Source organism: Parasphingorhabdus sp. (genome assembly GCF_036963705.1).
In the GTDB taxonomy this organism is placed as follows: Bacteria; Pseudomonadota; Alphaproteobacteria; order Sphingomonadales; family Sphingomonadaceae; genus Parasphingorhabdus.
The window spans coordinates 1-9,451 of sequence record NZ_JBALUT010000083.1; the positions used below are offsets into that span (position 1 = coordinate 1).

Annotated in this window: 10 protein-coding genes; 2 read left to right on the top strand and 8 right to left on the bottom strand. The window is 54.6% G+C overall.

What is annotated here, in order from left to right; genetic code table 11:
* Window positions 1-410 precede the first annotated feature (410 nt).
* Window positions 411-752 (top strand): copper resistance protein CopC, encoded by a 342-nt coding sequence (locus V7680_RS13770; RefSeq protein ID WP_335653842.1) that lies wholly within the window; start codon window positions 411-413, stop codon window positions 750-752.
* A gap of 231 nt (window positions 753-983) precedes the next feature.
* Here the strand turns inward: V7680_RS13770 and V7680_RS13775 are convergent, their stop codons facing one another.
* The 4 genes from V7680_RS13775 to V7680_RS13790 all read right to left on the bottom strand — a co-directional run bounded on the left by V7680_RS13775 (window position 984) and on the right by V7680_RS13790 (window position 3,862).
* The gene (locus V7680_RS13775; protein WP_335653843.1) at window positions 984-1,490 is read right to left on the bottom strand and encodes an RES family NAD+ phosphorylase; all 507 of its coding nucleotides are present in this window, start codon (window positions 1,488-1,490) and stop codon (window positions 984-986) included.
* Window positions 1,487-2,011, bottom strand: a complete 525-nt coding sequence (gene parS, locus V7680_RS13780) for a type II RES/Xre toxin-antitoxin system antitoxin (RefSeq protein ID WP_335653844.1) — start codon at window positions 2,009-2,011, stop codon at window positions 1,487-1,489. Before parS ends, V7680_RS13775 begins: the two co-directional genes overlap by 4 nt.
* 422 nt (window positions 2,012-2,433) lie before the next feature.
* Entirely contained in the window at window positions 2,434-3,342 is a 909-nt protein-coding gene (locus V7680_RS13785) for an MBL fold metallo-hydrolase (protein WP_335653845.1), read from the bottom strand.
* Between the two features lie 49 nt (window positions 3,343-3,391).
* Window positions 3,392-3,862 (bottom strand): protein tyrosine phosphatase family protein, encoded by a 471-nt coding sequence (locus V7680_RS13790; protein ID WP_335653846.1) that lies wholly within the window; start codon window positions 3,860-3,862, stop codon window positions 3,392-3,394.
* Window positions 3,863-3,964: 102 nt separating this feature from the next.
* Here V7680_RS13790 and V7680_RS13795 point away from each other — a divergent pair, with 102 nt between their 5' ends.
* Window positions 3,965-4,306 (top strand): ArsR/SmtB family transcription factor, encoded by a 342-nt coding sequence (locus V7680_RS13795; RefSeq protein WP_335653847.1) that lies wholly within the window; start codon window positions 3,965-3,967, stop codon window positions 4,304-4,306.
* A 15-nt stretch (window positions 4,307-4,321) separates the two neighbouring features.
* On the opposite strand, the gene V7680_RS13800 is transcribed toward V7680_RS13795, so the two are convergent.
* From V7680_RS13800 to V7680_RS13815, 4 genes are all read right to left on the bottom strand, one after another.
* Window positions 4,322-4,627 carry a hypothetical protein gene (locus V7680_RS13800; protein WP_335653848.1) on the bottom strand — a complete coding sequence of 102 codons (306 nt, stop codon included), beginning with the start codon at window positions 4,625-4,627 and terminating at the stop codon, window positions 4,322-4,324.
* A gap of 15 nt (window positions 4,628-4,642) precedes the next feature.
* Window positions 4,643-5,554: a lipid kinase gene (locus V7680_RS13805; protein ID WP_335653849.1), complete on the bottom strand. Its 912-nt coding sequence runs from the start codon at window positions 5,552-5,554 to the stop codon at window positions 4,643-4,645.
* 86 nt (window positions 5,555-5,640) lie between these two features.
* Window positions 5,641-6,171, bottom strand: a complete 531-nt coding sequence (gene lspA / locus V7680_RS13810; protein WP_335653850.1) for a signal peptidase II — start codon at window positions 6,169-6,171, stop codon at window positions 5,641-5,643.
* A 73-nt stretch (window positions 6,172-6,244) separates the two neighbouring features.
* Entirely contained in the window at window positions 6,245-8,872 is a 2,628-nt protein-coding gene (locus V7680_RS13815; protein WP_335653851.1) for a heavy metal translocating P-type ATPase, read from the bottom strand.
* Window positions 8,873-9,451 lie beyond the last annotated feature (579 nt).

Consider the following 9,451-nt stretch of genomic DNA (forward strand, 5'->3'; position numbering starts at 1 on the left):
GGATAATCGACCGCAATATAATCCAGCAGACGCCATAACGTTTCAACATCACCCTCCTTCGCCTGCGCGGAAATAGGTGAGCAAATGGCCGCCAAAGCCAGAACCGATAAAAGAGTATAATATATTCTGGTATAATGACGCATGATTAAAAGGTGCTTCCCAGCTATTCCAGAGGCCGATTTGTGAGGAAAAACATGTGCCCCAAAATAGCATCATTCTTGATTTCGTGCAGAACGGCCGCAGGTAATCACGATCCTGTTTGAGTGATCTGCCTACTAATACGCAAGCTGCACCGCTTGGCCCTCAAAATTATTTTTGAGGGGTGGGCAATATCGCCGCGTATTGATGATTAGACACAGCCAAGGAACCGGAAATGCGCAGCACCGGATTGTTTCGCCTAACCCTCGCCGTTGCCCCACAACGCTCGCGGCGATTTTGCTCACCTGAGTCTAGTTACAGCCAAGCCAGCGGCCAATGCGACGATTACACCGACGAAGAGAATTGATCTGGTCTTTGATGAGAAGATCATGCCTGCAAACACCCGCACGCAACTAATGATGACATCAATGCCGGGTATGGCCTGTCACGCCCCGATGAAAATGCCAATTTCTGTGATGATGGGCAAAGACGGCAAGTCGGTTATGGTGATGATGACAAAGCCCCTGACGTCCGGAGGTTATGAACTGCGCTCAATGGCATCGGGCGACGATAACGAAGTAATCAGCGGCAAATACGCCTTCCAAGTGAAGTGAAAGTGCCGCAATCGAAACTTCGGGTGCGGCCCCCTGACCGCATCCGGAGACTTCGATTGGACACCGCAGCGTAGGGTTTGTTTATCTGGCTCGGAAAATTGTGAGCAAAAATTCTTTCAGTTGCGGCTCTGCCGTCAAGTGCGCTGCTGCAGTAGTCATTGTTGGGGATGCTGGTATTCGCGATAATCTTGCCATCGGGCGAGATTGGCAATTGTGTTCGATTCCATCGAGTCAGGTTACAGGCGGATGTAACCGCCCATCAAGAGCAAACCGTTCCTGTGTTTCCAAGGCATATGTTCCAGAAGCGCGCACGGAATCAAATATGATACTCCAGCTATGGATAGAGACAGCGCTCGGAATGAGGATGAACAGGTTATCGGCGAGCAACTGGTCGCCGAACTGCTGCTGACCGGCACTGGGAATCCCTGGCGTCAACCAGTTGGGGTTCGGGATATCACCAGGTTCGACCATATAGATAGCAGAGGGTTTTAGTATCTTGAATGATGACAGAACATGCGGGACCGTATCAAGAACCCGGAAGGTTTTATGCACAGCCACTTCCAAAATCGCAGTTGCAGGATCGACGGCACCGTAAACGGCCCTTATATTCTTGCTGTTCCAGCGACCACCTTGGCGGAACGCTCCCTCTCCGCTATCCCATGTTTTGGTAAATCTCTGATCATCAAGCCGCCAACCGATGATATCCGATCCGCCAAGAGGCGTAGGCAAGGGTGTCATGTGTAGACGCCAAATTCAATTCGCTCGAGAAGTTGTACGACCAGTTGGGAACCAGCAGGTGTCGATAGAAGATCAATGGGTCGTTTTTGATTGAGACCGATTGCGGGGCGTTCCAGCCATTGTTCGGCTTCTTCCTGCGAACCAAAAATATCTGTCGTCTCTGCCAGAATCTCAGCAAACTTCCAAGCGCGGCCACTTTGCTCCGGGCTGAGCAGTTTTGCGGTTGTCTCGCCCTTGCGGCGCTGGAATGTGCGCATGCTGATGCCGACTGCTTTTTCGAGTGCATCGGAATGCTGGATCAACGCGACATTGGCGACCAGTTCTGTCAAAACCGTACTGGGGAAACCCTTGGAGATCACTTCATGAGCATCGAGCGCGGTTTTCAAAGGATATTTGAAAGTTGCATCACCGCCTAATAGAGCAATGACCCGATCAAATTCCCGGCTCAATACTTCTTCCGTTTCCAATTTCTTTGCTTTCCAGAATATGACAGATGGCGCGAGATAAATGACATGTGTCATACCAAATGTCAAACTAATATAATATTGCTGGAGCGCCATTGCAGAATTCAAGTCGCCTACTCGCGTTGACTTTTAGCTTTGGCAGCCAAGCTCGCAATGCTCTAATTCATGCGATCTGTGACAGCTCGATAGATTAGCTAAACAAGTTTTGAGCCTGCGCGCGGCGGCTCGGTCTGACAAATTTCTAATTTTTCGGGAGCATTGGATGCTTACCCGTCACCTAGTTTCTAGAAGAAGGATTGTGCTATGAAGCTATATTCATGCGCACAGAAATGGCCCAAGCCGCCAATTGCGAATATAAGGCTTAGCGACATTCGCAATATGGGATCCCCCAAAAGCGCAGTTGAAGCAGAAGCGGCCAGCCTTTTTCTATCCCCCTCAGAATGTCAGTGTCTTATAAACGTGTCCCTGTCAGCAGACGTTTACTGCGTACCCGGCCTAGTTTCATCGGGCGGGGTTTGTGGTTCGCCCACTATGTTGACTGGCAGCTTCAGATAGACCGTGCCATTGTCCTCAGCTGGAGGCATATAGCCGGCGCGGATGTTGACTTGGATCGACGGCAGAATCAGCTTCGGCATGCCTAGCTGGGCATCGCGCGCCTCTCGCATGGTGACAAATTCATCCTCGCTCACGCCATCATGGATATGGATATTGGCGGCTTTCTGCTCGGCCACGGTCGTTTCCCAGCGATGCTCTGAGCGGCCTTCGGGCAGATAATCATGGCACATGAACAGCCGCGTCTCACCCGGAAGCGTAAATATTTTGCGGATCGAGCGGTACAATATGCGAGCATCACCGCCAGGGAAATCGGCGCGGGCGGTTCCATAGTCGGGCATGAACATGGTGTCGCCGACAAAGGCGGCGTCGCCAATCACATATGTCATGCAGGCCGGCGTATGGCCCGGTGTGTGCAGAGCGTGCGCTGTCATTTTGCCTAAGGGGAAACTGTCGCCGTCATGAAAAAGCTGGTCAAACTGGCTGCCATCACGCGGTAAGTCCGGCCCGGCGTTGAAAATCTCTCCGAACACCGACTGCGTGATGGTGATGTGATCGCCGATCGCCAGCTTTCCGCCCAGCTTTCCCTGAACATAAGGCGCAGCCGAGAGATGATCGGCATGGACATGGGTTTCCAAAACCCATTCGCAGTTCAGCCCCTCGCGCCGAACGTGGTCGATCACGCGATCAGCTGAAATCGTCGCCGTTCGCGCCGCTGCTGCGTCATAATTCAGTACGGGATCAATAATGGCGCACGCGCCGGTTGCGGGATCTGATACAACATAGCTTATCGTGTTGGTATCATCGTCAAAGAAAGATTGAACGTTGGGGGTCATGGATGTGTCTCACAGTAGGAGGGATGATAAGTTGGCGGCGCAGCGGCAATCAGCCACTTTGCCCATCGACATAATCGCGCACGAACCGCTTGAGCGCCGGTTCGTCGCACGCGAAACCCATGGCTTCGGCCTGTTTCAGCGTCGCGTCCCCGCTCATACCGTTTTCGGCGGCAAGGTGCATGACGGTTAATGCTCCGGCCCGCTTGCCAGATGCGCAATGCACGAACACCGGACCGGGTAGCGTTTTGACTGCGGTGCGGAATTGCTCGACCAGTGCTTCCGTCATCGCATCACCCGCTACCGGGACATGGCTATAGACTAGGCCAAGAGTGCGGACTTCTTTGCCTTCGCGGGGGGGCTTGAAAGGCTGATCCGGTTCTGCCTCGCAGCGCAGATTGACCACCGATTTGTAGTCCGCTTGCGCCAGCTCGCGCAGATCATCAGCGGAAGGCGGCGCCATTCCAATGGTGAAGCGGTCGTCGATTTTTTTCATATTGGCCATAGCTTTCATATTGGTCATAGCTAAGTTCCTTGAATGTCCGAGTGTCACACGCCTTTCGAAAAAGACGCGAAGGCATATTTTTAATTGATTTAATATGCACATCTCCGCATATATATAAGTGTGAAACCTGAAGAAATCCGCAGACAGGCCGAAAAGGCTCTGTCCCTGCTCAAGGCGCTGGGCAGTCATAACCGCCTGATGATCGCCTGCCAGCTCGTCGAACGCGAACGAAGCGTCGGCGAGCTTGCCGAATTGCTTGGCATACGCGAGGCGGCGGTTTCGCAGCAACTGGCGCTGTTGCGCAAAGATGGTTTGGTGAAGCCGCGCCGCGATGGCCGCACGATTCATTATTCGCTGGCCGGTGATGCCTCGCGCCGTTTGTTGGAGACGCTATACGAAATCTATTGCGCGTCCGGTGCAAAGGGAGAGCCAGGCGAAGTCGCGCAGGACGACAAACTGTGATTTCGGGCAGAATCGTTAATGAATGCTGCATTGCTCCAGGAATTGCTCTCGCTTGTATCGGGAATATTGGTCGCGTTCACGCTGGGGCTGATCGGCGGCGGTGGATCGATCCTCGCGGTGCCGCTGCTGCATCATCGGTACACTGGCGTCGCAGCGTCTCGAACAGCGCAAAGGCGCGTTAAAGCTGCTTTTTTCGGCTATCGTTGTCGTTATCGGTTTAACCATTGCTGGCAGGGAGATGGTAGCAATAATGGCATGCTGACCGAAGCTATGGAAAGGATGACGATACCATCCCCGCCGCGAAAAATCCCACAGCGCCATCGACCCGAATCCAGGTCACCCTTCAACTCGATCCGTAGGTACAAAGACTGACAGTGCTAGCGGCAAGAGGTCGAATCGGGCTGGGGTCGTGGTCGTGATTTCGCCATCGGTATTGATCGAAAGTGGCGGGTCAGTTCGGATGTCGAGAGGACCGGGACTGCAAAATGCTTGCATTTTGCGCAAATTTCGATGACGTCCGCGTCGAAAGGCTGACAAAAAGAGTGGCCATTGCCAGGATTGCCGGGGCTCCACACTGTAAAAGTCCAAGGATTGATCATCAATGCTCGCTACTTCATACACGGACATGCCGCCGCCATAATATAAGCCGTTGCCGACTGCTATCTGAAGACTTTTCAGCTGAATTTTCCGGTCTTTAGTGACCACTTCCGCCGCGAATGGTTTCATGGCCAGCATTGTTTTAAGGGCTGCCAGCGGGTAGCTTAGACGTCCCCAACGCCGCTTCAAATTGCCAGTCAGTCGACGCGCCAGCTCAACACTCATACCCATACTCGCGACATTAGCGAAAAGCTGATCATTAACCGTTCCAACGTCAATCCGCCTTGTGCATCCAGCGACAATAACCGCTACTGCAGCTTCGGGGTTAATAGGAATGCCGAGCGTTCGAGCAAGGTCGTTTGCCGTCCCGAGTGGCAGAACGCCAAGGGGCAATCCCGTCTCGACAATACCTTTGAGAGCCGCGTTCACTGTGCCATCGCCGCCGCCGACGATGACAAGGTCGACCTCGTCAGCACGCCGTACAATTTCTTGGCTCATATCGTCAGCGCGTTTGCTCAAACTTTCGATCAGGGTGATGCCACCGCTCTGAAGTTGCCGGGCTACCCCATTGGCCATATTACCATGGCCGTTACGACTTTGCGCATTCAAAAACAAAAGCGCCCGTCGTTTGGATTGCATATTGATTCTCATGATCCTCTTTAGTTGCCATACTACGACTATCTGGCAGAAGGGTCGCCCGGAAATTGCTCACGCGATCAAACCAGCCTATTATCAGTTCATGCTTCGGGGCACTTGCTGTCCGGCTCCTGCGGTGCTGAGCTTGCCAAGCGGAATGGCAGTATGGAGCTTAGAAGCAGCAGCCCTACGCCGCTGATGATCATAACGTCGGCCAAATTGAAAGTCGGCCAGTGCCAAGCGCCAACGTAGATGTCGAGGAAATCGGTCACAGCACCGTGAAGTACTCTGTCCACGATGTTCCCGATGGCGCCTCCGGCGACGAGCCCGAGTGCAAACGTCTCGGTCAATTTTGTCGTTCGCACCGCCCAAACGAGGATGCCGATCACGATGGCCATTGATAATCCGGCAAGCACCAACGGATAGGCCGAGAATATATCTTGGAACATGCCGAAACTGACCCCCGTGTTGTAACCCAGTCTGAAATTAAGAAATGGCGCAATCTCGATTACCCGCGGTGGCTTCATCACTGTATTGACGGTCAGCCATTTTGTGACGAAATCTATAGCAAACGCAGTAGTGGCCGCAGTTACTGTCAGAAATATCTTCTTGGTCAAATTCGAATAGCTCACGATCGGATGGTCCTCATTGGTTTGCAGTGCACGGCCAAAGGCGCAAATGTGCTCAGTTTGAAACGGAGTAGGCTCACTCTGGTTCGGCGATGCTTGAGACGTTCCCGTCAGTGCGAGGACCGGCCTTCGGAGTGCGTCCATCGGTCTGACCCCGATTGAGCAAACGAAGCCCGTTAAGAACGACCAGCAGCGACGCGCCAACATCGGCCGCAATAGCGCCCCACAGCGAAGCAAGGCCGACAATAGTCAGAGCTGTGAAGACAAGTTTGACGGCGATTGAGAATGCGACGTTCTGATGAACTACAAAAAGCGTGGCGCGCGAATGCCGGACCAACCAGGGAAGTTTTGAAAGATCGTCCGACATGAGCGCCACATCTGCCGTTTCGATGGCAGCGTCGCTACCCATCGCGCCCATTGCGACCCCGATATTGGCGCACCCCATGGCCGGCGCGTCGTTAACCCCATCGCCGACCATAGCAACCGATCCGTAGCGTCGTACGAGATCCTCCACGGCGGCTACCTTGTCGGCGGGCAGCAACTCAGCGCGAACCTCGTCGATACCGGTTTGCTTCGCAATTAATTCCGCCGTGGCCTGGTTATCACCCGTGAGCATCACGACATGCTCGATTCCAGCTTGATGCAGCGCAGTGACAATACTTCTTGCTTCCAGCCTGACGGCGTCGGAAACGCCCACAAGGCCCCAAACCTCCTGACCCTCGCCGATCGCGACGAGCGTGTGGCCAGCTGCCGTAAGCGCGTCAATATGCAGCGGGATCGCGCCAGAGATGACACCCTGTTCTTCAACATAGCGGCGTGAGCCGAGCCACATGGTGCGGCCAGCCACTTGTCCGGTGACGCCTCGACCGATGATGGCCTGAACAGCTTCGGCGGGCGCGGCAACGATATTCAACTCATCCGCCTTTGCCAAAATGGCGCTTGCGATTGGATGCGCACTGCGTGCCTCCAATGCGGCCGCCACCTTGATGATTTCATGGATGCTGCGGCCTGAGAACGGTAAGATCTCGACGACCTTTGGCCGGCCTTCCGTCAGCGTACCAGTCTTGTCCATCGCGATGGCTTTAAGGCGCGCGGGCGTTTCAAGATGTGTCCCCCCTTTCACAAGAACGCCCTGCTTCGCGGCTCCCGCGAGCGCGGCCACGATCGTCACCGGCGTTGAAATCACAAGAGCGCAGGGACAGGCGATAACGAGAAGCACGAGGGCCCGGTAGAACCAAACGCCCCAGGCTCCCCCGAAAAGCAGAGGCGGAACAAGAAAGATCACGACGGCAAGGATCATCACGAGAGGGGTGTAGACACGTGCGAATTTCTCGACCCATTGTTCGCTGGGCGCGCGTCGGCTCTGCGCCGAACCCACCATGCGGATGATCTGGGCAAGTGTCGTATCATTCGCCGCCTTGGTGATCAAAACTTCGAGCGCGCCCTCTCCGTTGATCGTCCCGGCAAAGACCTCGTCCCCCGGGGCTTTGAATACGGGCACGCTTTCTCCCGTGATCGGCGCTTGGTTTATCTCGCTCTCACCAGTGACTACTCGCCCGTCGAGCGGCATCTTGTCTCCTGGGCGAACGATGATATGCGCACCGACCGGGACTTCGCCTGCCGGGACGTCGCGTTCGGAGCCATCTTCAAGCTTGATGCGTGCTGTCGGTGGAGCCAGTTCCATGAGGGCTGCTACAGCGCGACGTGCGCGGCCGAGGCTCCACGCCTCAAGTGCTAGGGCCAATGCGAAAAAGAAGGACACCGTAGCAGCCTCGAACCAGGCACCGATGCCGATCGCGCCCGCGACTGCGACCATCATCAGCAAATTCATATCTGGGCGAAGGCGCTTGGCTGCGAGCCAAGCCTTTGGTGCAACGTAGCGCGCCGCGCTGAGCACCGCGATTGTGTAGAGCAGAATGCTCGGCAAGGGAGTCGAGCCTAATCCATGTTCTCCTGCCTCGAAAGCCGCTAACACACCTCCAGCCAGCCAAGCATGGACTGCAAACCCTAGCGCCGTAAACAAGCCGCTCGCTGTCGTCAGCCAAGACTGAACCCGCTTACGGCGGACCTCGGTTTGCGCTTCTTCGCTCGTCTCACCCTCGGTCCACGGCTCCGCTCTTAATCCAGCGCGGGTAACAGCCTCTAGAATGCTGGCTTCAAGAGTAACGTTGGGCTTCATATCGATCGACATGCGGCCATTGAGCAGGTCGAAAGCGAGCTTATCTCCCCCGACCAGTGGACCGACTTCGCGCTTCAGCGCTGCGATTTCGTCGGCGCAATCCATGCCGTGAATGCGCAATAGAATTTGGCCAGACATAGGTGTTGGACTTGGCGGACCGAGCGCTTCGCGCACTAGTGACCCGCAGCACGCCGCGTCTTCGGATACTTCAACAAAATCCGACATATGCGGCGAAACTTCAGATGTCTGCCAAAGCTTTGCGTGCAAGCCCGTTTTAGCTACCGCTGCCTCGATCTCTGCTGCAGCAACTTGATTGGGTGTATGTATGGTCATGAAACCACGCTCAGTGTCGAAGGCTAGCGCATCTTCACCGCCGACGAGTGGACCCAGTGCAGCGCGGAGCGCGCGAACCTCGCTCTGGTAGGCCAGGCCATCAACTTTAAAGCGCAATGAGCCTGGAGGACTGATTGTTTTGGTCATGAGTTTACCACCATATTTCAAATTGGAGCGAACAAATTCCGCCAAGCGGCACCCTTATTACATTCTGTAGCCACTACAGAAGCAACAAGTTTTTCGTTCCCGGTGACGTTTCGTCTGGAGTAACTGCTGTATCACCTGGTTCGCTCTTGAAACTGTCGATTCAAACTATTCGGATCGCCCAAGTTGATCGGCATCTGAACTGAAGTTTTATTTGCCTACGCAAGAACTGGAACCCGGCGCTGACGGACTGAATTACAGATGTGCTTTCAAGCAGTTAATAAGTCCCTATGTAGATTTTTGTTCAGCTAAATCTGTCGGCGAGTTATGATCGGCCAAGACTTCGATGATCCGGCAATCAGCGATTTTTCCGTTGGCACACGAGCCGATCATACGGGAAAGTTCCTGCCTCAATCCAAGGAGCCGTGAAATCCGGTCGTTGACCGCGACAAGTTGATCTTGGGCGATCCGGCTCACGTCCTCGCATGAAGCATCCGGTATCTCCCTTAGCCCGTAAGCGAGAGCTGTAGGCCGCCTTGCGCGTTGTGCCATTGAAGGGTTGAAGGCTGCTTATTTGGGAGCGGCGATTATGGACGACATGGGTTCGGGATCAGCGAGCAGTCATAC